Consider the following 24052-nt stretch of genomic DNA (forward strand, 5'->3'; position numbering starts at 1 on the left):
GGGCGGCCGAGGGCATCGAGGACTGAGCGCCCGAGGGGCCACAGGTTGTCACGGGTCACAGGTCACGGGTCACGGGTCACGGGCAGGCCACCTGGTCGCCCGTGACCGTGCCGAACTCGCCGCCGTCCGTCTCCTCGGCCCGTACCTTCCGCACCGCCTCGAAGTCCGCGCCCGCCGTCACCCGCATCGTGGCCCCCTGCCCCGGTACCGCCCGCAGTTCGGCCCCGGGCAGCGCCGCCGCCAGTGACTTCGCGGACCGGTCCCAGCGAGGGTCGTAGCTGATCAGGGTGTGTTCGACGCTGCGCAGCTCCCCGTTGAGCGGGGCGCGCGTGGTGTCGAAGCCGGTGGCGCGCAGCCCGTCGTCGACCGTCCTGCCGAGGCCGTCCCTCGGGGTGCCGTTGTAGACCTGGACCCGGATCTGCCGGGGGTCGACGTCGACCGTCTCGGCCTTCGGCCGCCCGGCCCGTGCGGGGGCGAGCGGCTTGTCCTCGCGCAGCGCCCGGAAGAGCTTCTCCGACTTGGCCTCGTCCCACTTGACCGTCGAACCGATGCCGTTGACCGGGTAGGAGACGTTCCCCATCGGTACGGAGGCGAACTCCGAGGAGGCCGGGGAGAAGCCGCGCATCGCCTGGCCGAGCTCCAGCAGCTGCTCCGTACCGAACCCCTTGTCGGCCCGTACCGAGCTGAGCATCGTCGAGGCGACGTCCCGGAACTTCACCGGGTTCAGCAGCACACCGCTGCTGGTCGCCCGTTCGATCAGCGACGCCAGGAACTTCTGCTGGCGCTGCATCCGGCCCAGGTCGGCGGCCCCGTCGATGTGCCGGGAACGTACGTACTGAAGGGCCTGCCCGCCGTTCAGCTCATGGGTGCCCGGGGCGAGGTCGAGACCGGTGTACGAGTCCTTCAGCGGCCGGGTCGTGCAGATCTGCACGCCGCCCAGGGTGTCCACGGTCTTCATGAAGCTGGTGAAGTCGACCTCCAGATAGTGGTCGACCTTGACGCCCGTCATGTGCTCGACGGTCCGCACGGTCAGATTCGGCCCGCCCTCGGCGTAGGCGGCGTTCAGCTTCACCGGGTGCGCCGCGTGCTGCTCACCGGTGGTCCGGTCCCGGTGCTCGGGGATCTCGGCGTAGCTGTCGCGGGGCAGCGAGACGATGCTCGCGCGCTCCCGGTCCGCCGACAGGTGCACCAGCATGATCGTGTCGGTGCAGTGGCAGGGCGCGCCGCCGAGCCGGTACTGCCTCTTCTCCTGGGGGCTGATCCGGTCGCGGCCGTCGGTGCCCACCAGCAGCAGGTTCATGCCGTTGCCGGCGCGTGGCCGGTTCTTCATGTCCTTGAACGGGTCGATCCGGTCGATCCCGTTCTCCAGATTGGTCACCACCGCATGGCCGACCCCGCCGGCCCCCAGCACCAGCACGGACAGGCCGGTCGCCATCCGCATGCCCCAGCCTGGTCGCTCGTCCTGCTTTCTGGACCTGCGCCGGGGCGGAACCGCGTGGGAACGCGACGGACCGGGGGAGCGGTGCGATGTGGGCACGGGGGAGACCTCCGCGGTGCGAGGGGACCGTTCGCACAGTAGGTCCATATGATCAATGGCCCGGTGTGTGGCTCGGCGGGGCGCGCCCGTGTCCCCCATTCGCGCTAACGCGGCGGCCGGATGACGCCGCCCGGTGGAGTGCGAAACCCCCGGCGCCACCCGAGGGCCCCACGTGTGTCGTGTCCCGTTACCAGCCGAAGCCCGGCTGGATGTCCATGCACGCCTTGTCGTCCTCGCCGTTGAGCGCCCGGGCGCTGTCCGGCGTCTTCTCCTTGGCGTCGGGCGCGTGATAGTCCCCGTCCTCGCGCCAGTCGGCCCCCACGGTCAGCGTGATGCCGGAGACGTCGGTCGACTTCTTCACCGCCGTCAGCGGGATGCCGAGCGCCTTGGCGACGGCCTGGGCGTTGCCCTCCATGTCCACGCTGGGGTAGAGGATCCCGGTCCGCTTCGCCGGGTCGGTGTTCTGCGCGTCGATCGTGGTCCGGGAGAAGTCCTTCGCGGCCAGCAGGTCCTTGACCGCCGTCGCCCGGCCCTTGACCGGGTAGTCCATCTCGGTACGCGTTCCGTTGCGGACGGTCACCGGGATCTCGGCGGGGGACGCGGTGGGCTTCTTGGCGGCGGGTGCCTTGCGCTTGGACGCCTTGCCGTCGAGCGGGACGTCGTCGCGGACCATCTGGAAGAGCTGTTCGGCCTCGCCGGGCTTGGGAAGCACCCGCTCCTTGAGCGTGCCCGTGCCGTAGACGTTCGGCATCGTCGTCATGGTGATGCGCTTGGTCGGCACCCTCTGGAGGTCGTCCGCGAGGTCGTACAGCTTCTTGACCGAGTCGATGCCATGGTCGCCCTTGTCGACCGTCAGCGCGTCGGTCGCCGCTTCGGCCAGGTCCATCAGCTTGCCCGGGTCGGTGAGCTTGGTGCCCTTGCGCAGCTCACGGACCATCGAGTTCATGTACATGTGCTGGGCGTGGGTACGGCCGAGGTCGGTGCCGTCCTCGAAGCCGTAGCGGGTACGCAGCCACTGGAGGGCCTGCTTGCCCTTGATCTTCGTGGTGCCCTTCTCCAGCTTCAGCCCGGAGCCCTTGCCCTTGCTGGTGTGCGAGTAGACATTGCTCTTGACGCAGACGGGGACGCCGCCGATCGCGTCGGCCATCGAGATCACACCGGAGAAGTCGATCATCATGAAGTGGTCGATGGTGATGCCGGTGAGCTCGTACCAGGTGGCCACCGTGCAACCGGGACCGCCGCGGCCGAGCGTCTCGTTGGTCATCTCCAGACCGACGGTCGCGGGGTAGACGTGCTTCGTCTTCGGGTCGGTGCACTTCGGGACCTTCAGCATGGTGTCGCGCGGCATGCTGATCACCGACATGTTGCTGCGGTCGGCGGAGACGTGGAGCAGCATCTGTACGTCGGCCAGGGGCGGCGCCCCGAAGGTGTCCTTGGCCCCGCCGAGCTTCTGGTTCTCCTTGGTGTCCCGCGCGTCCGAGCCGATGAGCAGGATGTTCATCGGGGTCTGCCCGGCGGCATTGGCCTTGTGGTCGGCCATCTTCTTGTCGCCGAGGGTCAGATCGGCCTTCTTGAGATTGCCGTTGAGGTGCTCGATGTAGAGGTAACCGGCGCCCGCGCCGCCGATTATGAGCAGCGCGAGAACCGACGCGCTCCACCGCAGCACCCGGCGTTTGCTCTTCTTGCCGTGCCGCTTCGAGCCACCGCGACGGCGACCGCCCTCCGCCGGGGCGGCCTGCCTGCCGGCGTCGGAGCCCGCGTCGTTCTCCGGCTCCCCCTTCTCCGGCCCGTCCTCGTAGAGCCCGTCGTCCCAGCCGAGTTGGCCGGCCTGCCGGACGCGTGGTCGCGTCCCCTCCCCGGGCGTACTGCTCCGTGTCACCAGGACCCCCCTGCTGCTCAGACTCGTGATTCCGCGTAGTGACCCGGTGTCACTTGGCGCACTCTGCCTTGTCGGCATTTGCTTGCTGAATGTCGTCCGGCACCTTCGCCGGTCCGGTGATGGGAGTGCCCGCGCCCTTGAAGTCGTTCCCCAGCGTCAGCACCATCGCCTGGAGACCCTCGGCGTCCGTGGTGCCCTTCTTCATGGCGGAGCCGGGCAGGCCCATCATGGCGGCCAGGGCGCGGGCCTGGTCCGCCTGGTTCGGCGCGTACTCCAGCGTCGTCTTCGCGACCTTCGCCGGGGCGTTCGCCTTGTTCGTGGACTTCAGTACGCCCTGCTCGTTCTGCAGCCAGACCACCGTCGTCTGCGCGGCGCCGGGGACCTTGCCGCCGTTGTACACATCGACGCGTACGTCGGCGGCGGCCGCCTTGGGGCCCTTGAGGAGCGCGTCCTGCTTGCTCTTCGCGGCCTTCTTCTTCGACTTCACCTCGGTCAGTGAGGTGTCGTCGCGCATCATCGCGAACAGCGGGTCGGACTTCGGCGGGTTCAGTACGACGGTGACCGGTGTCTTCTCGGCCGGGTTGTCGAGCACCGGCACCGTGGTGAACGTGATGTTCTTCGTGTTGACCTTGCTGAGCTCCTGGGCCAGCGAGGCCAGCTTCTTCCCCGTGCCGATGCCGGTGTCGACGGTGAGCGCCTTGGTCGCCGCGTCCGCCAGCTTGTAGAGCTTGGTCGGGCTGGTCAGTGTGTCGTCCGACTGCATCTGCCGGATCATCGAGGCGATGAACTGCTGCTGGACCTTGATCCGGTCCAGGTCGCCATGGTTGCCGAAGCTGTGCCGGGTCCGCACGAACGCCAGGGCGTCCTCGCCCTGGATGTTGTGCTTGCCCTCCGGCAGGTTCAGGTGCGAGTCCGGGTCCTTGACCGGCTTGGCCAGGCAGATCTCGACGCCGCCGACCGCGGTGGACAGCTCCTTGACGGCGTTGAAGTCGACCATCATGAAGTGGTCGACCTTTATGCCGGTGATCTTCCTGACCGTCTCCATGGTGCAGCCCGCGTTACGGCCCTCCTGGCCGAGGCTCTGGTTGAAGCGGACGTTCTTGGTGCCGGGGACGAGCTTCTCCGAGCCGTCCGGCTGCTTGACCTTGCAGTCCGGGATGTCGGTGATCAGGTCGCGGGGGATGCTCAGCGCCGTCGCGTTGGTGCGGTCCTCGGAGACGTGGAAGAGGATGTTGGTGTCGGCGTGGCCCACGCTGCCCTTGTCGCCGTAGCCCTCGTTGCCCTTGCCGGTGCGCTTGTCGGTACCGATGATCAGGATGTTGACCGGGGCGTCGTTGTCGAAGACGTTCTTGTTGCCCGCCCCGCCCACGTCGACCGTGTTCAGGTTGCCGTTGAAGTGCTGGTACAGCGCGTATCCGCCCACCGAGAGGCCGACGAGCACGAACGCCAACGTGCCGCCCGTCCACAGCAGCGCCTTCTTGCGGCGGGCCTTGGGGGCCTTGCGGCTGCGGCGCCCCGCCGGACCGGAACTCTCCTGGCCGCGCGGGCCGTTGGCCGAACGGCGGCTGCGCTGCCCCGGCACCTCGCGCCTGGGATTCGGGTCCTGGCCGTCGCGGGCCGGATTCCGGCGATCGCCCCGGTCCTCGCGGGATCCGCCTCTGCGCCCGCCGGCACTGTCCTGGGCGGGTCCTCTGCTATTGGGGACACGCGCGCCGGAAGTACGGGAAGACTCTCCCGAATCCCCTCCGGAATGATTCAGTCGCAGTTCGTAATCACCGGTGTGCGGGTTGAGCACCCACTGGTCTGCGGGGTCGATTCCGTCCGCCCGCCCACGGCTTTGCGCATCCACGGTTGCTTGAGTCCTCCGTCGGTGCCACGCGAGGCGCCTCCCCCGATCAGGCGCTCGATCTTTCGCTCCAGAAGTGCGCGGCCAGGAGGCCGGCAGCACCGGATCGCGTCACACTATCGGCCCAGTTCGACGTCGAGCGACGTGCGTGACAAATTCCACGGTCCTTACAACTGGTCATACTGCTCATTACACGCCGATCACCGGCTTCTGTTTGGGAATTGCTTTACTGCTTGCACAGGTCCGCCGCCGCGTTGTTGCCCGAATAAGTCGGTGTGGGAGTGGGGCCGGAAGCGTCCGAGGTATCGGTCTCGGCATTGTTTTTCCCATTGTTCTTCTCGTCGTCATGCTTGAGCCGGTCCGCCGGGACCACGGCGACCGGATCGTCCTGGCGCAGCCGCTTGAAGAGCCGGTTCGCATCAGGCTGTACTAGTTCGTCCCGGTTCCGGTTGGCGGCGTACGGCTGCCGGGGCACCGTCAGGAACTGCACCTTGTCGGTCGGTACGTTGCGCATGCCGCGCACCAGCTCGTACAGGTCCTTGAGGTTGTCCAGCCCCGGATCGGTGGTCAGCGCCTTGGTGGCCGCGTCCAGCACCGGGTAGAGCCGGGTCGGATTGAGCAGGACGCCGTCGCTCTGCACCTTGTTCACCAGCGCACCCAGGAACTGCTGCTGGCGGTCCATCCGTTCGGTGTCGCTGCCGTTGCCGATCGACTTGCGGGCCCGTACGTACCCCAGCGCCTGCTCGCCGTTCAGCTTCTGGCGTCCGGCGGGGAGCTTCAGATGGGCGTCGGCGTCGTCGACCGGCTTCTTCAGGCAGACCTCGACCCCGTCCACGGCGTCGACCATGTCCTTGAAGCCGTTGAAGTCGACGACCATGTGGTGGTCGATCCGGATGCCGGTCATCTTCTCGACCGTACGGATCGTGCAGGCGGTGCCGCCGAACTCGAAGGCCCAGTTGAACTGGGCGAATTGCTTCTTCGTGGTCGTGCCGTCCGATTTGTGGCAGACCGGGATCCATGTCATCAGATCGCGCGGCAGGGACATCGCGGTGGCGCTCTTCCGGTCCGCGGCGAGGTGCAGCAGGATCGTGGTGTCCGAGCGCTGGCTGCCGCCGTCGTCACGGCCGTACTTGCGGTTGTCGCCGGCCCGGCTGTCCGAGCCGATGAGCAGGATGTTCTCCGCGTCGTGCACCACGGAGGCGGGCCGCTCCCGCTCGTACACCTTGAGTTCGGCGGCCGCGGAGGTGTCGGTCCTGATGTTGCCGTCCAGCTTCCTGTACAGCCACCAGCCGGCGCCCGCCGCGACCAGGACGACGAACGAGGCGCCGAGCGCGGTCCAGCGCAGCCAGTGGCGCCGGTGGCCGGCCGCGGTGGCGCCGGATGCGTCCTCGGGGGGCGACCCGTCCCCACCCGCCGCCGATTCGTCGGATTCGCCCGGCGGGCCGGCGCTTTCGCTCACGTCTGCGTCCATCCTTCACGTTCGGCGGCGCGTCGGGCCGCCGGTCGCAGAAGTAGACGGCTGAACCTCACGCTTGGTTGTGTCTCCGGTGGTCCGTAACGCCGATCATGTACCGGAGTTGACGCGAAGCCCGGGGGACTCGGCCCGTCTTGGGCCGGACGAGTGGTCCTCAGGGTGCTTGTCATACCGCGCTGTTGGTGACCCGTTCACTCTCGACGCGCTTCGACAGCCCTTCCTCGTCCAGCCTGTCCAGGTGCCGGCACAGGACCACGGACCCCCCGGCGGCCAGCGGTGCGAACAGTCCCGCGCCCAGCCCCTCCCAGGTGTCGTACGAACGCCCCGTGAGCAGCCGCGATCCGGCGGCCAGGCCGAGCGCGGCCGCGTCCTCGCGGGCCCGCGCCACCAGCTGCGCCGACGTCAGCTCCACACCGTCCACCGCCAGCGCGGGGGCGTCCGGGTCCACGGGCGCGAACGGCGCGAACCGGTCGCCCTGGCCCGGCACCTCCACCGCGTAGTCCGCGAAGCCGTCCGGCGCCTGCGGGAACCTGCCGCCCAGCGGGCGCAGTGCCAGGGCGACCCGCTCGCCGCGGCAGGCCCGGGCGGCCTCCAGGGCGTCCGGGCCGCTGACGACGAGGTCTGCGCCGGCCGGGTCGCCCTGCACATCGACGATCACGCCGACCGAGGAGCAGGCGAGCAGCCAGACCGCGGACTGCCAGTGCGCGGGCAGCAGCAGCGCCAGCCGGTCACCGGGCTCGGCGGCGAGATCGCCCTGGAGGAGATTGGCGGTCTTGGCCACCCAATTGGCGAAGGTGGCCACCGACAGTTCGACGCGTTCTCCGGTGGCGTCGTCGTAGAAAGTGACCAAGGGGCGGGCCGGGTCCGCGGCGAGCGCGGAACGCAGCAGGTCGGCAGGGGTTCGGTCGGTGGCGTTCATCCGCGCAAGATTACGCGGCGGCGGCGGGCCCGGCGGGAGTGAAGGGTGCCTGCTGCACCGGATCGGCAGACGGGCCGTCAATTGCGTGGATCCGTCCGGGTGGCCGGAGTTGCCGGACTATGCCCAGGATTACTCGTATGCGTGCCTTCATTGCATCCTCGATCGGTGTCACCTGCGCGGCCGTACTCGCACTGCCGCTGGCCGTGCCCGCGGGCGCCGCCCCCGACACCCGCACCGTCCCCGCCGAGTCCGCCGGGCCCGTCGACGTACCGGGCTCGACGCAGTCCCTGCCGATGTGGACCCTGTCGGCACCGTCCGGCCGGTCCACCGGCGACCCCACCCGAGCGGCCGCCCCCGAACAGGGGCTGCCGGAACGCGAGGTCCACCCCTTCTCCCTGGTCGGCGTCGTCTGGGACGACGCGAACGCCGAACTCCACGGCACCGTCCAGGTCCGCACCCGCGCGACCGGCACCGGAGCCTGGTCGGACTGGCAGGACCTGGAGACGCACAACGCCGAGCACTCCGCGGACCCCGGCACCGCCGAGCGCGACTCCGGCACGGTACGGGGCTCCACCGCCCCGCTCTGGGTCGGCGACTCGGACGCCGTCGCGGTCCGGGTACGCCCCGAGGCCCCCGACCCGCAGGACCGGACCGGCTACGCCGTACCGCTGCCCACCGGGCTGCGCCTCGAACTCGTCGACCCCGGCATGGACCCGCAGCAGCTCCCCGCGACGGACACCGGCACCGCCGTCGCGGCGGCGGGAGCGGTGTCCGCGGCGGGCGCCCAGGCCGCCACCACCGCGGACGGACGCACCGCGGCCCTCTCCCCGAGCGTGCTCCCCGCCCTGAGCAAGGCGCGGTCCGAGGCACAGGGCGAGGCGGAGGCCGGCCTCGCACCCGGCGCCCAGCCGTACATCGGTCCCCGCCCGCGCATCGTCACCCGCAAGGGCTGGGGTGCCGACGAGAAGCTCAGGGAACGCAAGTTCGTCTACACCGGCAAGGTCAAGGCCGCCTTCATCCACCACAGCGCCACGGGCAACAACTACAAGTGCTCCCAGGCACCCTCGGTCCTGCGCGGCATCTACCGCTACCACGTCAAGAGCAGCGGCTGGCGCGACATCGGCTACAACTTCGCCGTCGACAAGTGCGGAAACATCTACGAAGGACGGGCCGGAGGCGTCACCAAGGCCGTCCTGGGAGCGCACACGCTCGGCTTCAACGCCAACAGCATGGGCATCGCGGTCCTCGGCACCTTCACCAAGTCGAACCCGCCCGCCGCCGCGGTGAACGCCGTCGCGAAGCTCACCGCCTGGAAGCTCGGCCTGTTCGGCGCCAACCCGCGTGGCAAGGTCACCCTCGTCTCGGGTGGCAGCAACAAGTACAAGAAGGGCAAGAAGGTCAAACTCAACGTCATCTCCGGCCACCGGGACGGCTTCGCAACCGAATGCCCCGGAGCGCGTCTCTACAAGAAGCTCGGCTCGGCCCGTACCAGCTCCGCCAAGCTCCAGGGCCGCTGAACGACGAAGTCTGCTGCGGGCCGCCGACCGGGACGAACGACCCGGTCTGCATACACTGGCCAGCCGAAACCAGGCCAGGCCCCAGCAGGAAGCAGAGTCAGTGCTGTGACAGAGGCAAAAGAAGCGATCCTCCTGGTCGGTGGGAAGGGAACCCGGCTGCGCCCGCTCACGGTGCACACGCCCAAGCCCATGGTTCCGGCAGCGGGCGTTCCGTTCCTCACCCACCAGCTGGCACGCGCCCGGGCCGCCGGGGTCGAGCACATCGTGCTCGCGACGTCGTACCTGGCAGAGGTCTTCGAACCGTACTTCGGCGACGGCTCGTCGCTCGGCCTGCACATCGAGTACGTCACCGAACACGAACCGCTCGGCACCGGCGGGGCGATACGCAATGTCGCGTCCCGGCTGACCGCGGGTCCGGACGACCCGGTGCTCATCTTCAACGGTGACATCCTCACCGGCCTGGACATCCGGGCCCTGGTCGCCTCGCACGCCGAATCCGGCGCGGACGTCTCCCTCCACCTCACCCGTGTAGAGGACCCGCGCGCCTTCGGACTCGTCCCCACGGACGACAGCGGCAGGGTCACCGCGTTCCTGGAGAAGCCCCAGACGCCCGAGGAGATCGTCACCGACCAGATCAACGCAGGGGCGTACATCTTCCGCCGCTCGGTCATCGACACCATCCCGGCCGGCCGCCCGGTCTCCGTCGAACGCGAGACCTTCCCCGGACTGCTCGCCGCCGGGGCGCACCTCCAGGGCATGGTCGACTCCACGTACTGGCTGGACCTCGGCACCCCGCAGGCCTTCGTACGCGGCTCCGCCGACCTGGTCCTGGGCCGCGCCCCGTCCCCGGCCGTGCCCGGCCGCTGCGGCGAACGGCTCGTGCTGCCGACCGCCTCCGTCTCCGACGACGCCAAGATCAGCGGCGGTACGGTGGTGGCGGAGGGCGCCCTGATCGGCGAGGGGGCCCGGATCGACGGCTCCGTGATACTCGCCGGTGCGGTCGTCGAGCCGGCCGCCGTGATCAAGGACTCGCTGGTCGGAGCCGGTGCCCGGATCGGCAGCCGTACGGTGCTCACGGGCGCGGTCATCGGGGACGGGGCCCGGGTCGGCGCCGACAACGAACTGCGTGACGGCATCCGCGTCTGGTGCGGGGCGGTCCTCCCGGACGCGGCGGTCCGCTTCTCCTCCGACGAATAGCCGACCCGGGCCGGTGAAACCGTGGGGGCCGACAAGCAGCCGGACACCGGCCGCAGCGCTTACCCTCGACAGGCACCCCGACGACCGAGGACCTCACCGTGGCAGGACGATTCGCCCCCCGCAGCACCCCTCGCGCGGCCGTCCCGCACCAGGCGGCGGCTCCGGCGGCGGACGCGCTGACCCGCGAGTGGCTCCCGCCCGGCCCCTTCGATCTGCGCCTGGTCGTCGGCCCGCTGCGCCGCGGCCCCGCCGACCCCACCTTCCGGATGACCGGGGACGGCACGGCCTGGCGGACCAGCCGCACGCCCGCGGGCCCCGGCACTCTCCGCCTCACCGCCCGGGGCGGCCGGATCGAGGCGACTGCCTGGGGCCCCGGCGCACCGTGGCTGCTGGACCGGCTCCCGACACTGCTCGGCGCGACGGACGACCCGGACGCCTTCCGCCCGCGCCACCGGCTGCTCGCCCTGGCCCGGCACCACCGCCCCGGCCTGCGGCTGCTGCGCACCGGCCTGGTCATGGAGTCCCTGATCCCGTCGATCCTGGAACAGAAGGTCACCACCGACGAGGCCTACCGCGCCTGGCGGCTCCTGGTCCGTAAGCACGGCACCCCGGCACCCGGCCCCACGGACCACGCCGCGTTCACCGCGCTGGGCCTGCACGTCATGCCGGACGCCCGCACCTGGTCCCTGATCCCGTCCTGGGAATGGCACCGCGCGGGCGTCGACGCCAAACGCTCGGGCACGATCCTGCGCGCGGTACGCGTGGCCCGCCGCATGGAGGAGGCGGCGGCCATGGAGCTGCCGCAGGCCATGGCCCGCCTGGAGCTGATCCCCGGCATCGGCCCCTGGACCTCCGCCGAGACGCTCCAGCGCTCGAACGGTGCCGCGGACGCGGTCACGGTCGGCGATCTCCACCTCCCCGGCATCGTCGGCCACGCCCTGGCGGGCAACAGGGACGCCGACGACGAGGAGATGCTGGCGCTGCTCGCCCCCTACGAGGGCCAGCGCCACCGGGCGACCCGCCTCATCCTGCTGTCGGGCCACACCCCGGCCCGCCGGGCCCCGCGCATGACCCGCGGCGACATCGCCCGCCTGTAGAGCCCCGCCCGGACGGCACACGAAGACCGGGACGGCACACGGAAGCCCGGACCGTGCATGGAAGCCCGGACCGTGCACAGAAACGCGCGGCCCCCGACGCCCAGCCCCCGGCCCCCGGCCCCCGCCTCAGCGCACCTCGATGAACCCCTCGGCGTCCCGCCCCGTCCGCGCCGCGGGCTCGACCGCCGCGCGCCCCACCGCCACCGCACCCAGCGGATCCCATGTCCCCGGCAGGTCCAGCACCTCCCGCACCACATCGCGGCAGAACATCGTCGAGGACACCCACGCCGAGCCGAGCTGCTCGCCCGCCAGCGCCACCAGGAAGTTCTGGACGCCGGCTCCGGCGGCGACCACGAACATCTCGCGCTCCGCGGTGTCCCGCCGCTCGTCCCCGTACGTGTGGGAGCCGTCCATCACCAGACACGGCACCACCAGATACGGCGCCCGGCGCAGCACATCGCCCCGCCGCACCCGCTTGGCGATCGACTCCTCGCTCTTCCCGTCCCGGCGCAGATCCGCGATCCACGCGTCCCGCATCGCATCGAGCAGCCGGGTCCGCGACTCCTCGGACTCCAGCAGGACGAACCGCCACGGCGTCGTGTGATGCGGCGCGGGCGCCGTCACCGCCGCGGCCACGGCCCGCCGCACCGCCCCCGGGTCCACCGGATCGTCGGTGAACTCGCGGACCGTACGCCGAAGCGTCACCGCTTCCCGTACCGCCTCCGACGTACCGAGCCGGAACATGTCGTCGGCCGCGACCCGCACCATCGCACGGGCCCCTTCGGCATCGGCGGCGTCCAGGACATGGCCGAGCCCCCGCACGACCGCGACCGGCAGCCCCTCCACCTTGCCCTTGACCAGATCACCGGCCGAGGCCAGCTCGTCGGCGGTGGCGACCACGGTGGCGCTCAGCGGATTGCCGTGCGCGTCGGTGCCGCCGCGCAGATCGTCCAGCACCCGGATCCCGGCCGCCCCGATCGCCACATCGGTCAGCCCGTTGCGCCACGGGCGCCCGAAGGTGTCCGTGACGACGACCCCGACCTCGACGCCGAGCATGTCCCGCAGCCCGTCGCGGATCGCGCGCGCCGAGGCGTCGGAGTCCTCGGGCAGCAACAGCACCGTCCCGGCGGGGGTGTTGGAGGCGTCGACCCCGGCAGCGGCCAGGACCAGACCCTGCCGGTTCTCGACGATCCGCAGGGGGCCGCGGCGCGCCACCACCCGTACCGTCTCGGCGTCTATCGCCGCCTCGCGGTCGGTCGCCTCGACGATCCGGCCCTCCGCCTTGGAGACGATCTTCGAGGTGACCAGCAGGACATCGCCGTCGACCAGCCCGGGACCGGTCGCGGCGATCAGCTTCGCCAGGTCGTCCCCGGGCCGCACCTCGGGCATCCCGGGCAGCGCCCAGACCCGGTACGAGGGCGCCTCGCCAGCGCTCACGCCCGTACCTCCCCGGCCAGCGCCAGGGCCTGCCGGGCCATCTCGGCCGTCGCGTCGACATCGGTCATCATCAGCGGCACGGCACGGCAGCGGATGCCCGCGGCCTCCACCTCGCCGACCGCCCCGGCGTCCACCGTGTCGACGAGCCATCCGTCGAGCAGCCCGGACCCGTAGTGCGTGGCCACGGCCGCGGCCGTGGACTCGACGCCCACCGCGGCGAGCACCTTGTCCGCCATGCCGCGCACGGGCGCGTCACCGACGATGGGGGAGAGGCCGACGACCGGCACCCCGGCCTCGGCGATGGCCTCCCGGATCCCGGGCACGGCGAGGATCGTCCCCACCGACACGACGGGGTTGGACGGCGGGAAGAGGATCACATCGGCCTCGGCGATGGCCTCCAGCACTCCGGGAGCCGGCTTGGCCTGCTCGGCGCCGACCGGCACGATCGCCTGCGCCTCGACCGAGGCACGCAGCTTCACCCAGTACTCCTGGAAGTGGATCGCCCGGCGCTCGCCGTCCATGTCGACGGCGACATGCGTCTCGACCCGGTCGTCGGACATCGGCAGCAGCCGGACCCCCGGCTTCCAGCGCGCGCAGAGCGCCTCGGTGACCGCGCTGAGCGGATAGCCCGCGCCCAGCATCTGCGTGCGGACGATGTGCGTCGCGAAGTCGCGGTCGCCGAGCCCGAACCACTCCGGCCCCACGCCGTACGCCGCGAGCTCCTCCTTGACGTGGAAGCTCTCGTCCTTACGCCCCCAGCCCTGCTCCTCGTTGATGCCACCGCCGAGGGTGTACATCACGGTGTCGAGGTCGGGGCAGACCTTCAGCCCGAACAGATGGATGTCGTCACCGGTGTTGCCGATCACCGTGATGTCCGCGTCGGGCGCGGCCTGCTTGAGGCCACGCAGAAAACGAGCACCACCGATACCGCCGGCCAGAACCACAATGCGCATGTACAGCAGTTTGTCAGGCGGGTACGACATCCACGGCCGCCGGGGCGCACTGTGCCGCGTGCATCGGCATCTCGGTCAGTCCCGGGTAGTAAATGTGCAGACTGACCGCAGGTTCGAGGGAGTCGTTGACCACTTCGTGCGCATAACCGGGCGCGAAGACCCGCTGCGCGCCGGAGTCCAGGGCCCGGGTGGCGCGCTCGGTGCGTTCGGTCAGCCGGCCCTCCAGGACGGTCAGCACGCCGCAGGACAGGCCGTGGTCGTGCAGCCCGCTGCCCTGGCCGGGCACCCAGCTGAGCAGCCAGACCTCGTACCCGGGCCCCGTGCGCAGCCGGTGGTACCAGCGGGTGGTGGTGTCGTACCGGACGAGTTGCTCCCACTGCGCGCGGTCGGCGGCGATGGTGCGGGCGAGCCCGACGAACTCGGACACGGTGGAGGGGTGCTCGCGGGCGGGCTGGAGGAGGTGCTGGACTTCGAGGATGTCGCCGGCGATCTGGAGGTCGCTGTTGCTGTTCATGGATGAGGTGGTTCCTCGGCATGGGGGGTGCATGTGCGGGGTGTCACGGAGACCGGAGAGCCTCGGCCGCGCGGAGGAAGAAGCAGGGCGGAAAACCTGCGGGAAGCGCTGCGGAGAGGTTCTGCGAGAGGAGCTGGGTCAGAGCCGGCGCCCTGGGGGCATCAACAGCTGTGACAGCTGGAACAGCAACAGCGGGCCTGGACAGCGGTGCGGAACCCACGGACGTGGGTGGCGTACATCGCGGCAGTCGCTGGCATGCATTTAAGGAGACCGGCTCGATCCTCCGCTGTCAACCTGATGCCCAATTTGGGGGGTAATGTTTCACCTCATCCGGTTACCGAGGGCGGAGGAAGGTTTGTTCAGCCGCCGCGCCGGAGATGTGGCGCATCAATCGCGCCCTCAAACGCTGTTGAGGCGTCGTGACCCGAATGTGATCTTGGTCGCTTCGGTGATCGAATCGCAACATCGAGGTGATCCCGGTCGTCTCACTCGGTGAGAAACCGGGGCGCGGTGAGACCCGAGGCATATGTCAGGTTTTTGGTGATTTGCACACTTTCCGCATACGCTTGGTTCCGCAGGGTGAATACCGGGGCCGATAGCAGATCTTCGCTTGACTGGCCTGGAGCTACACACTTGTAATTTCACTCGTGTCGTTCGGCCGCAATCAGTAACGGCCGCATCACGGGACGCAAGAGACAGACGAGGGGCGCACATGACCGAGCTGTTCCAGCAACTGCTGGTCGAGGACGCGGACGAGGAACTCGGCTGGCAGGAGCGCGCACTGTGCGCCCAGACCGATCCCGAGTCCTTCTTCCCCGAGAAGGGCGGATCCACCCGCGAGGCCAAGAAGGTCTGTCTCGCCTGTGAGGTCCGGTCCGAATGCCTTGAATATGCCCTTTCCAACGACGAGCGCTTCGGTATCTGGGGCGGCCTCTCGGAGCGTGAACGGCGCCGGCTGAAGAAGGCCGCCGTCTGAAGCAGGCCACCGCCCCGCCGCGGAACACCGCGACCGCGGAACGCCTCCCCGCAGGAATATCCGGAGCACCCGGAAGCCCCGGAAACCCCGGACCGTCCGGCCCTCCTGACAACCGAACATCCGGACCACGACCGACCACGACCGACCATGGCCCGCCGTCTGCACCCGGCCCGCAGACGACGGGCCATCGCCGTGCCCGCCGCGGCTCCACCCCCGCCCGGCCACCGCCCCGTTCGAGCGCTCGGCGCCATCGCGGTTATCCGTACCGTTAGTGTGGGGCCCCGTCCGAGACGCGCCAACGCCCCGACGGGGCGCGCGCGTACACCGATGCAGCCCCCGGGGTGACGCCCCCCGGACCCGGCCGGAGGGCCCGTACCTCGATGTCCGTGCACAGCCAATCGGCGGCGCCGTACGCGGCCGCCGCCACCCCAGAGTTCCCCCGGCACGTCGTCACCGCCGTGCTCGTCGCCCACGACGGCGCACGCTGGCTGCCCGACGCGCTCGCCGGGCTGCTCGGGCAGGAACGCCCCGTACAGAACATCGTCGCCGCCGACACCGGCAGCGCCGACGACTCCGCGCGACTGGTCACCGAGGCACTCGGCGCCGAACGGGTCCTGCACCTCGCGCGCCGTACGAGCTTCGGCACCGCCGTCGACGAGGCGACCCGCACGGCCGGTGTCCTCACCCCCGAGGACCTGCCGTACCTGAAGCGGCCCAGCAGCTGGGACCCCGTCAGCAGGAGCTGGCGCGACGACGCCTACGACCTGCCCGAACTGCCGCACGGCGAACCGGTGCAGTGGCTCTGGCTGCTCCACGACGACTGCGCACCCGAACCCGACGCGCTCGCCGAACTGCTGCGCGTCGTCGACACCGACCCGCACGCCGCGATCGTCGGCCCCAAGCTCCGCGGCTGGTACGACCGCAAGCAGCTGCTCGAAGTCGGCGTCTCCATCGCCAACAGCGGACGCCGCTGGACCGGACTCGACCGGCGCGAACAGGACCAGGGCCAGCACGACCAGGTCCGTACCGTGCTCTCCGTCTCCACCGCCGGCATGCTGATCCGCCGTGACATCTGGGAGGAGCTCGGCGGGTTCGACCGCAGGCTCCCCCTGATGCGTGACGACGTCGACCTGTGCTGGCGCGCGCACACCGCCGGACACCGGGTGCTCGTCGCCCCCGACGCCGTCCTCAGGCACGCCGAGGCATCCGCCCGCGAGCGCCGCCCCATCGACTGCGCGGGGCGCTCCGTCTCCTCCCCGCACCGCGTCGACAAGGCCGGCGCGGTCTACACGATGCTGGTCAACGCCCGCGCCAAGGCGCTGCCCTGGGTGATGCTCCGGCTCGTCGTCGGCACCCTGCTGCGCACCCTCGCCTATCTCGTCGGCAAGGTGCCCGGCCAGGCACTCGACGAGGTCGCCGGATTCTTCGGCACCCTGCTGCGGCCCGGCCGGATCCTCTCGGCCCGGCGCAGCCGCGGCAAGGGCGCCGTCGACCAGACCGAACTGCGCGGACTCTTCCCGCCGCCCGGCGCCACCGTCCGCGCCACCGTGGACCAGGTCGCCGGGAACTTCGGCAGCTCCGAAGCCGATTCGGGCGGCTCCCGGCACGGCGCCGTGGAGTCCGGCCCCGGTGGCGACGACGCCGACTTCCTGGAGATCGAGCAGTTCGCACGGCTCAAGCGGGTCGGCCGCAAGCCGGGCCCGGTGCTCTTCGCCCTGCTGCTCCTCGTCTCGCTCGTCGCCTGCCGCGGCCTCCTCGGCGGCGGGGCGCTGGCCGGCGGCGCGCTGCTGCCCGCACCCGCCGACGTCTCCGACCTGTGGAGCAAGTACGCGGACGGCTGGCACACGGTCGGCACCGGCGGCACGCAGACCGCGCCGCCCTACCTCGCCGTGCTCTCGGCGCTGTCCGCGCTGTTCCTCGGCTCGACCGGCTTCGCGCTCACGCTCCTGCTGGTCTGCTCGGTCCCGCTCGCCGGACTCACCGCCTACTTCGTCTCCCGGCCGCTGCTGGAATCGAGGCTGCTGCGGGCCTGGGCGAGCGTCGCGTACGCCTTCCTGCCCGCCGCGACCGGCGCCCTGGCGACCGGCCGCCTCGGCACCGCCGTACTGGCCGTGCTGCTCCCGCTGATCGCCCGCGCCGCGGTCTCCGCGCACGGCATGCGCGCCTCCGGTGACGCCCGCGGCAGCTGGCGCGCCACCTGGGCGTACACCCTGCTCCTCACCTTCGCGATGGCGTTCACGCCGATCGTGTGGCCGCTCGCCGTGGTCCTCGGCATCGGCGTGCTGGCCCTGCGCCGCGACGACATCGCCGCGTACGGGCTCCGCTTCCTCGCCGCGATCGGCACCCCGCTGCTCGTCCTCGCGCCCTGGTCGCTCTCGCTCCTCACCAGTCCGTCCGGCTTCCTGAAGGAAGCGGGTCTGGACATCGGTACGGGCACGGCCTCCGCGCTCGACCTGCTCGGCATCAGCCCCGGCGGCCCCAAGGCCGCGGGCGGGGTGCTGCTGCTCGGCATCGTGCTGGCCGCGCTGGCCGCGCTGCTGCGCGGGGAACGACAGTTCGCGGTACGCACCGCGTGGGCGGTCGCGCTCGTGGCACTGGTCTTCGCCGCGCTCGCCAACGGCTCGGGCTGGGCCGGTCCCGCCACCCTCGTCTACGGCATCGCGCTGATCGTCGCCGCGCTGGTTGGCGCCGACGGTGCCCGGATCCGTGTCGCCGAGCTCAGCTTCGGCTGGCGGCAGCCGGTCGCCGCGCTGATCGCCCTCGCCGCGGGCCTCGCCCCGGCGCTGGCCGCCGTGGGCTGGATGATCGGCGGTGCGGCGGGCCCGCTGGAGCGCCGCGACCCGGTGCAGGTGCCCGCGTTCGTGGCCGAGGAGAGCACCACCCGCGACCAGCCGCGCACCCTGGTCCTCGGCGGCACCTCGCCGGCCAGCGTCTCGTACAGCCTGGTACGCGGCTCCGGCGCGCGGCTCGGCGACGCCGAACTGACCGAGGCGGGCGGCAGCAACAGCCACCTCGACAAGGTCGTCGCCAACCTGGTCGCGGGCTCCGGAGCCGACCAGGGCAGCCAGCTCAGCGGATTCGCGATCCGTTACGTACTGGTCCGCGACGGCGCCCCGAAGCAGATGAGCCGGGTCCTCGACGCGACCCCGGGGCTCAGCCGGCTGAGCCAGCTCGACGGCAGTGCGCTGTGGCGGGTCGACCGCCAGGTCGCCCGGGTCATGATCATGCCGTCCGGCACCGACGGGGAACCGCTGCCCGTCGGCTCCCTCCCGGTCGAGGCGCACAGCAAGATCCCGGCGGGCGGCTCCGGCCGCGTGCTGCGGATCGCGGACGCCGCCGATCCCGGCTGGCAGGCCACGCTCGACGGCCGGCCGCTGACCCGCAAGACCGTCGACGGCTGGGCCCAGGGCTTCGAACTCCCCGCCGAGGGCGGCACGCTGGACCTCACGTACGACACCCCGTTCACCCACACCGCCTGGATCTGGGCGCAGTCGGCGCTGGCCGTCGTCCTGCTGGTCCTCGCGCTGCCCGGCCGACGCCGGGAGATCGACGACGACCTTCCCGAGGAGACCGTGCCGGTCCCCGCGGAGCCGGTCGCCGGCGAGGGCCGCCGGGCCCGCAGGCTGCGCGCGGCCGCCCAGGCGGAGGCCGAGGCGGGCGCGGAGGCCGAACAGTCGGAGGAGGCACCGGAGGCGCAGGGGCAGTACATCCCGTCGCAGCAGACGGAGGAGTACGACCCGGCTCAGCAGACGGGGGAGTACGCCCCCGCCCGGCAGACCCCGGACCAGCAGATCCCGGACCAGCAGATCCCGGACCAGCAGATCCCCGGGCAACAGCCACACCAGGCCGACGACGGCCAGGCCGCCTACGCCCCGCAGACCGACGACGGTCAGTACGCGGCGGTCCCGCAGCAGCAGTACGGCGAATGGGACGCCCAGCAGTACCAGGACACCGGCTACCAGCAGTACCAGGACGGCCAGTACCAGGGAGAGCAGTACCAGGACGGCCAGTACGGCACGCAGCAGAACCACCTCGCCGCCGACCCGTACCAGCAGAACGCCTACGACCCGTACGGCTACGCCCAGCAGCAGTACGACCCCCAGGCCCAGGCCCACGCGCAGGCGCCGTACGACCCCCAGGCGCAGTACGGGCAGCAGGCCCAGTACGACCCGCAGAACCCCGACGAGAACCCCGCCCCGGGCCAGAACCCGTGGCCGACCGGTAACGCATCGCGAGGCGAGTCCGAGTGAAGTCCACCAGCCTGTCCCTCATCGCGGGCACCGTCGCCCTCGCCGCAGTCACCGGATTCGCCGCGCTCACCGCGCCCGGCGACGCGGACACGGCCGAGGCGAAGACCGCCGCACGGCTGCCGGTGGAACGGTCCAGCCTGCTCTGCCCGGCCCCCGGTCTCTCGGAACTCGCGGAGACGACCTACACCTCCTTCACCCCGGCGGGCGGCGGCAGCGGCGGCGAGGCCGGTACGGCCGAACTGCAGAAGGCCACCGCCACCACGGCCGACGGCGGGAAGAAGGACGAGAAGGGCAAGAAGGAGGACGACAAGGGCGGGAAGAAGGCGGATCCCGGGAAGCCGGTCGTCTCGCTCAAGGAGCCCGGCAAACCGGTCACGGCCGAGGAGTCCGGCGCCGACACCCCCGCCCTGGTCGGCACCGCCACCGGCCGGCTGGCCCCCGGCTGGACCACCCAGCAGACCACCATGGTCGAGGCCGGCAGCGCCCGCGGCCTGCTCGGTGTCAGCTGCACCGGTCCCGACACCGACTTCTGGTTCCCGGCCGCGAGCACATCGAAGTCCCGCGAGGACTACGTACAGCTGACCAACCCGGACGACACCGCGGCCGTCGCCGACATCGAGCTGTACGGCCCCGACGGCTCGCTCAAGTCGGACGTCGGCGAGGGCATCACGGTGCCGGCCCGGTCCGGCGTCCCGGTCCTGATCTCCACACTCACCAGCGAGGTCACCGAGGACGTGACCGTCCACGTCACCACCCGTACCGGACGCGTCGGCGCGGTCATCAGGACCGCGGACGAGAAGACCGGCAGCGACTGGCTGGCCGCCTCCGCCACCCCGACGGACACCCTGGTGCTCCCCGGCATCCCCGCGGACGCCACCTCGGTCCGTCTCGTGGCCTTCGCGCCGGGCGAAGCCGACGCCGACCTGACGGTGAAACTCATGGGCAAGACCGGCTCGTTCTCGCCGGTCGGGCAGGACCAGCTCCACGTCAAGTCCCGGATGACCGCGGGCGTCGACCTGAAGGACATCACCAAGGGCGAGGCCGGTTCCCTGCTGCTGACCCCGGCCAAGGGCGGGAAGCACACCCCGGTGGTCGCCGCACTGCGCGTGGTCCGCGGCACCGGCGACAAGCAGGAGGTCGGCTACATCCCGGCGACCGGCCCGGTGGGCGCGCGGGCGACCGTGGCCGACAACCGGGACAAGGGCTCGATCCTCTCGCTCGCCGCGCCGGGGGCCACCGCCACGGTGAAGGTCACCGCGTCGGCGGGCAGCGGGGGCGGCGAACAGACCGTCAAGAAGTACACGGTCGAGGGCGGTACGACGCTGGCGGTCACCCCGCCCGTACCGTCCGGGCTCAAGGGCGGCTACGCCCTGACGGTCGAGACGGAGTCGGGCGGCCCGGTCCACGCCTCGCGCATGCTCACCGTCACGCAGGGCGGCATCCAGATGTTCACCGTGCAGACCCTGTCGGACGACAACGGAACGGTCGAGGTACCCGCGGCCGAACAGGACCTGTCGGTCCTGGACGACTGAGCGGTCCGAGACACCACGGAACGGGCGGGGACCGGAACACCGGACCCCGCCCGTACGCCTGCGGCCCGCCCCCGCTACTCCTGCCCGTACCGGGGGTCCACGGACTCCGGGGCGAGCCCGAGCAGCTCCGCGACCTGCTCCACCACGACCTCGTGCACCAGCAGGGCGCGCTCGTCGCGGTTCTTGGTACGGATCTCGACCGGCCGCCGGTAGACCACGATCTGCGCGGGCCGGCCCTTCTCCGCGGAGACCGCCCGCCCCAGCGGAACGGTCTCCTCCTGCGTACCCGGCACATCGAGGACCACGAAGTCGACATCGGCCAGCTGCGGCCAGCGCCGCTCCAGCCGCTCCACCGAGTCCTGCACGAGATCACGGAAGTTCTCCGCCCGGCTGGCCGAGAGCGGCACCTGGGGCGGGGCGACGGGCCCCCGCATGCCGCGGCCATGACGGTCACGACGGCGTGGGCGCGGCTCGGACGGGTGAGGCGGTACGGGGCTGTCCATCACTGACGCAGGGTAACTCCCGGCGGGGCGGGCGGATCGCCGCTCCCCGACAAGGCACGGGCATGTCCAATCCTGAACAATCCGGCCAACCAGGGGCACGTTTCAGGCCCCGCTCCTGACCGTTGATCTCCTGCTGTATGACAGCTTTTGTGCCGAGTGGTGACCGGAATCGTTGCCGGTACGGCCCGGATTTCTCCGTCCTCCCGCAGGTCAGACGGAGTGTCCGGAACCCGTCCGTACCGGCGGACACGGGGCGACACGGTGGGGTGAGCCGGGGGAGAGTCGTCGCAGCCCGCTCAAGAGTGCGGTACCGTCCAACATCGTGAGCCCTGTACGTCGCTGTTCGCGCACCGCGTGCGGCCGCCCTGCCGTCGCGACACTGACGTACGTCTATGCCGACTCGACTGCGGTCCTCGGCCCGCTCGCCACCTACGCCGAGCCCCACTGCTACGACCTCTGCGCCGAGCACAGTGAGCGGCTGACGGCCCCACGCGGCTGGGAGGTCGTCCGGCTCTCCGACCCCTCCGCCCCCACCCGCCCCAGCGGCGACGATCTCGAAGCGCTCGCCAATGCCGTACGGGAAGCGGCACGGCCGCAGGACCGCGGCACGGACGGCCGGGGCAGCGGTCCGCACGCGGCCGATCCGATGGAGGTCGCACGCCGCGGTCATCTGCGGGTGCTGCGCTCACCGGACTCCTGAGCACCGCGTACGCCCCCGCCCGACGGCTCGCCCGAGCCGCCGCCGGGTAGTTTGGGCGGTCCGAAGAAATTTCAGGAGGACCGGCCGTGGCTGCTGATCTGTCGCAGATCGTGAAGGCGTACGACGTGCGCGGAGTGGTGCCCGACCAGTGGGACGAAGCCCTGGCCGAGCAGTTCGGGGCGGCGTTCGTCGAGGTGACGGACGCGGACGCGATCGTGATCGGCCACGACATGCGCCCCTCCTCGCCCGCCCTCTCGGGAGCCTTCGCACGCGGAGCCGCAGCACGCGGCGCGGACGTCACGCTCATCGGCCTCTGCTCCACCGACCAGCTGTACTTCGCCTCGGGCAGCCTGGGCCTGCCCGGTGCGATGTTCACCGCGTCGCACAACCCGGCGCAGTACAACGGCATCAAGCTCTGCCGGGCGGGCGCCGCACCCGTGGGCCAGGACACCGGGCTCCTGAAGATCCGCGCACTGGTCGAGAAGTGGTCCGGGACCGGCGCCCCGCAGCCGGTCGCCGCCCCCGGCACCGTCACCCGGCGCGACACCCTCACCGACTACGCGGCCCACCTGCTGTCCCTGGTCGACGTCACCTCGATCCGCCCGCTGAAGGTCGTCGTCGACGCGGGCAACGGCATGGGCGGCCACACGGTCCCCACCGTCTTCGCGGACCTGCCCGTCGACCTCGTACCGATGTACTTCGAACTCGACGGCACGTTCCCCAACCACGAGGCCAACCCCCTCGACCCGAAGAACCTCGTCGACCTCCGGGCCCGGGTCGTGGCCGAGGGCGCCGACCTCGGCCTCGCCTTCGACGGCGACGCGGACCGCTGCTTCGTCGTCGACGAGCGGGGCGAGGGCATCTCGCCGTCCGCGATCACCGCCCTGGTCGCCGCCCGCGAACTCGCCCGCAACGGCGGCGAGGGCACCGTCATCCACAACCTGATCACGTCCCTCTCGGTCCCCGAGGTCGTCCGCGAGAACGGCGGGACCCCGGTCCGTACCCGCGTGGGCCACTCCTTCATCAAGGCGGAGATGGCCGAGCACGGCGCGATCTTCGGTGGCGAACACTCCGCGCACTACTACTTCCGCGACTTCTGGAACGCCGACACGGGCATGCTGGCCGCGCTCCACGTGCTGGCCGCGCTGGGGGGCGGCCGGGCGCCCCTGTCCGAACTGGTCGCCCGGTACGACCGCTACGCCGGCTCCGGCGAGATCAACTCCACCGTCGCCGACCAGAAGGCCCGCACGGCGGCGGTACGAGCATCCTTCGAAGCCCGCCCCGGAGTCACGACCGACGACCTGGACGGCCTGACGGTCACGACTCCCGACTGGTGGTTCAACCTCCGGGCCTCCAACACGGAACCGCTGCTGCGCCTGAATGTGGAAGCCCGCGACGAACGGACGATGGCGTCCGTACGCGACGAGGTCCTGACCATGATCCGCACACCGGACACATCGAACTAGCCGAACACCGCTTCCGGGCCCGGCGGGCGACGACTTGCCCTGCGGTCCGGCCCGCTGTCGGTCCGGCTCGTTCTGGGGCCGGCTCCGGATCCGGCCCCGGTTCCGGTACTGGCTCCGCTTCTGGGGCCGGCGGCTCTGTGTCCGGCTCGTCCGGCAGCATCTCCAGCCCGTCCGGCGTTTGAGGACCGGGGACCAGGGGGCAGAGCCCCCGGGTTCGCCGTCAACCGTCCAGGCACCGGCTGCCCGCCGCCATTT

The 24052-nt window shown here is 71.2% G+C and carries 17 protein-coding genes; 8 read left to right on the forward strand and 9 right to left on the reverse strand.

Going from position 1 to position 24052, the window contains the following annotated elements; translation table 11 throughout:
* Positions 1 to 76: 76 nt before the first annotated feature.
* The 5 genes from EES42_RS39300 to EES42_RS39320 form a co-directional block, all read right to left on the reverse strand.
* Positions 77 to 1441 carry an LCP family protein gene (locus EES42_RS39300; protein ID WP_124722974.1) on the reverse strand — a complete coding sequence of 455 codons (1365 nt, stop codon included), beginning with the start codon at positions 1439 to 1441 and terminating at the stop codon, positions 77 to 79.
* Positions 1442 to 1724: 283 nt separating this feature from the next.
* Positions 1725 to 3416, reverse strand: a complete 1692-nt coding sequence (locus tag EES42_RS39305; protein WP_164495492.1) for an LCP family protein — start codon at positions 3414 to 3416, stop codon at positions 1725 to 1727.
* Positions 3417 to 3465: 49 nt separating this feature from the next.
* Positions 3466 to 4998: an LCP family protein gene (locus EES42_RS39310; protein ID WP_241196873.1), complete on the reverse strand. Its 1533-nt coding sequence runs from the start codon at positions 4996 to 4998 to the stop codon at positions 3466 to 3468.
* Positions 4999 to 5488: 490 nt separating this feature from the next.
* Complete coding sequence (locus EES42_RS39315) at positions 5489 to 6733, reverse strand: LCP family protein (RefSeq protein ID WP_124722977.1); 1245 nt, start codon at positions 6731 to 6733, stop codon at positions 5489 to 5491.
* Positions 6734 to 6902: 169 nt separating this feature from the next.
* Positions 6903 to 7655, reverse strand: a complete 753-nt coding sequence (locus EES42_RS39320; RefSeq protein WP_124722978.1) for a TIGR03089 family protein — start codon at positions 7653 to 7655, stop codon at positions 6903 to 6905.
* Positions 7656 to 7792: 137 nt separating this feature from the next.
* Here EES42_RS39320 and EES42_RS39325 point away from each other — a divergent pair, with 137 nt between their 5' ends.
* The 3 genes from EES42_RS39325 to EES42_RS39335 all read left to right on the forward strand — a co-directional run bounded on the left by EES42_RS39325 (position 7793) and on the right by EES42_RS39335 (position 11466).
* The gene (locus tag EES42_RS39325) at positions 7793 to 9172 is read left to right on the forward strand and encodes a peptidoglycan recognition protein family protein (protein WP_124722979.1); all 1380 of its coding nucleotides are present in this window, start codon (positions 7793 to 7795) and stop codon (positions 9170 to 9172) included.
* A gap of 105 nt (positions 9173 to 9277) precedes the next feature.
* Positions 9278 to 10369 carry a mannose-1-phosphate guanylyltransferase gene (locus EES42_RS39330; RefSeq protein WP_124722980.1) on the forward strand — a complete coding sequence of 364 codons (1092 nt, stop codon included), beginning with the start codon at positions 9278 to 9280 and terminating at the stop codon, positions 10367 to 10369.
* 98 nt (positions 10370 to 10467) lie between these two features.
* Positions 10468 to 11466: a DNA-3-methyladenine glycosylase family protein gene (locus EES42_RS39335; protein ID WP_124722981.1), complete on the forward strand. Its 999-nt coding sequence runs from the start codon at positions 10468 to 10470 to the stop codon at positions 11464 to 11466.
* Positions 11467 to 11592: 126 nt separating this feature from the next.
* On the opposite strand, the gene EES42_RS39340 is transcribed toward EES42_RS39335, so the two are convergent.
* The 3 genes from EES42_RS39340 to EES42_RS39350 are packed head-to-tail and all read right to left on the reverse strand — an operon-like array spanning position 11593 to position 14370.
* The gene (locus EES42_RS39340; RefSeq protein WP_124722982.1) at positions 11593 to 12903 is read right to left on the reverse strand and encodes a coenzyme F420-0:L-glutamate ligase; all 1311 of its coding nucleotides are present in this window, start codon (positions 12901 to 12903) and stop codon (positions 11593 to 11595) included.
* Positions 12900 to 13856: a 2-phospho-L-lactate transferase gene (cofD, locus tag EES42_RS39345; protein WP_124722983.1), complete on the reverse strand. Its 957-nt coding sequence runs from the start codon at positions 13854 to 13856 to the stop codon at positions 12900 to 12902. The genes EES42_RS39340 and cofD overlap by 4 nt, the downstream gene beginning before the upstream one ends.
* Positions 13857 to 13869: 13 nt before the next feature.
* On the reverse strand, positions 13870 to 14370 hold the full coding sequence (locus tag EES42_RS39350; protein ID WP_124722984.1) for a cysteine dioxygenase: 501 nt from the start codon (positions 14368 to 14370) through the stop codon (positions 13870 to 13872).
* 712 nt (positions 14371 to 15082) lie between these two features.
* Here EES42_RS39350 and EES42_RS39360 point away from each other — a divergent pair.
* The 3 genes from EES42_RS39360 (at position 15083) to EES42_RS39370 (ending at position 21128) form a co-directional block, all read left to right on the forward strand.
* Complete coding sequence (locus tag EES42_RS39360) at positions 15083 to 15346, forward strand: WhiB family transcriptional regulator (RefSeq protein WP_030927001.1); 264 nt, start codon at positions 15083 to 15085, stop codon at positions 15344 to 15346.
* A gap of 380 nt (positions 15347 to 15726) precedes the next feature.
* Positions 15727 to 19596: a glycosyltransferase gene (locus EES42_RS39365; protein WP_124722985.1), complete on the forward strand. Its 3870-nt coding sequence runs from the start codon at positions 15727 to 15729 to the stop codon at positions 19594 to 19596.
* Positions 19593 to 21128 (forward strand): DUF5719 family protein, encoded by a 1536-nt coding sequence (locus EES42_RS39370; RefSeq protein WP_124722986.1) that lies wholly within the window; start codon positions 19593 to 19595, stop codon positions 21126 to 21128. The genes EES42_RS39365 and EES42_RS39370 overlap by 4 nt, the downstream gene beginning before the upstream one ends.
* Before the next feature lie 74 nt (positions 21129 to 21202).
* On the opposite strand, the gene EES42_RS39375 is transcribed toward EES42_RS39370, so the two are convergent.
* Positions 21203 to 21631 carry a metallopeptidase family protein gene (locus tag EES42_RS39375; RefSeq protein WP_124722987.1) on the reverse strand — a complete coding sequence of 143 codons (429 nt, stop codon included), beginning with the start codon at positions 21629 to 21631 and terminating at the stop codon, positions 21203 to 21205.
* Between the two features lie 322 nt (positions 21632 to 21953).
* Here EES42_RS39375 and EES42_RS39380 point away from each other — a divergent pair, with 322 nt between their 5' ends.
* Both EES42_RS39380 and EES42_RS39385 read left to right on the forward strand, forming a co-directional pair.
* A complete protein-coding gene (locus EES42_RS39380; protein WP_206433804.1) occupies positions 21954 to 22331 on the forward strand; it encodes a DUF3499 domain-containing protein in 378 nt (125 codons plus the stop codon).
* 86 nt (positions 22332 to 22417) lie between these two features.
* Positions 22418 to 23797, forward strand: coding sequence for a phosphomannomutase/phosphoglucomutase (locus tag EES42_RS39385; RefSeq protein WP_124722988.1), 1380 nt, complete (start codon positions 22418 to 22420; stop codon positions 23795 to 23797).
* Positions 23798 to 24052: the final 255 nt, after the last annotated feature.

This window comes from Streptomyces sp. ADI95-17, from assembly GCF_003846175.1.
Taxonomy (GTDB): domain Bacteria; phylum Actinomycetota; class Actinomycetes; order Streptomycetales; family Streptomycetaceae; genus Streptomyces; species Streptomyces sanglieri.